At 71.8% G+C, this 928-nt stretch carries 1 rRNA gene and 1 pseudogene; both read left to right on the top strand.

The features are described from left to right. A 5S ribosomal RNA gene (rrf, locus tag ACH442_RS45645) occupies positions 1 to 94 on the top strand; the annotation flags it as partial. Between the two features lie 140 nt (positions 95 to 234). Continuing rightward, positions 235 to 928 (top strand): annotated as a pseudogene (locus ACH442_RS45640) (hypothetical protein); the annotation flags it as partial.

The following is a 928-nucleotide window of genomic DNA, read 5'->3' as shown; positions in this document are numbered from 1 at the left end:
AACGCCCGGTTACATTCCGAACCCGGTAGCTAAGCCCTCCAGCGCCGATGGTACTGCACTCGGGAGGGTGTGGGAGAGTAGGACGCCGCCGGACTTAACGTAACGGTCGAGGGCCGCCCCACCTGGGGTCGGCCCTCGACTGCGTTTATGACTTCGTGCCCTAGTAGCTTTGTGTTTGACGTCAGGCCGCCGCCCGTATCGAGGGGCCGCCGCCGTACTTGGAAGGACTGATCCGTGAGTACAGGACCGCAGGACGGCGGCTCCAGCAACCGTGACGAGGCCCGGGAGGGCCGCGGTCGCGATGGCGGCGACGCTCGCCGCGGCGATGGAGGCGGATATCAGGGCGGCAACCGGTCCGGTGGTGACCGGGGTGGGTTCCGTGGGGGTGACCGTCCGCAGGGCGGTGGCGACCGCGGCGGCTTCCGTGGTGGCGACCGGGACCGTGGCGGCTACCAGGGCGGTGGCGACCGCGGTGGGTTCCGTAGCGGTGGTGACCGTCCGGGCTACCAGGGTGGTGGCGACCGGGGCGGTTTCCGTGGGGGTGACCGTCCGCAGGGCGGCGGCTTCCGTGGTGGCGACCGTGACCGGGGCGGCTACCAGGGCGGTGGCGACCGCGGTGGCTTCCGTAGCGGTGGTGACCGTGACCGTGGCGGCTACCAGGGTGGCGGCGACCGAGGCGGGTTCCGTGGCGGCGACCGTGCCGTAGGCGGCGGTGAGCGCCGGCCGTTCAACCGTGACGACCGTGGTGGCAGTTCCGGTGGTTACCGGGGCGACCGTCCGCAGGGTGACCGTCCGCAGGGTGGCGGCTTCCGTAGCGGTGGTGACCGTCCGCAGGGCGGTGGCTTCCGTGGTGGTGACCGTCCGCAGGGCGGTGGGTTCCGTAGCGGTGGTGACCGTCCGCAGGGCGGTGGGTTCCGTAGCGGTGGTG

Source organism: Actinoplanes sp. NPDC020271, assembly GCF_044388125.1.
Lineage (GTDB): Bacteria > Actinomycetota > Actinomycetes > Mycobacteriales > Micromonosporaceae > Actinoplanes.
Note: the sequence above shows the minus strand (reverse complement) of the source record. Positions and strands in the feature narration are given on the sequence as shown.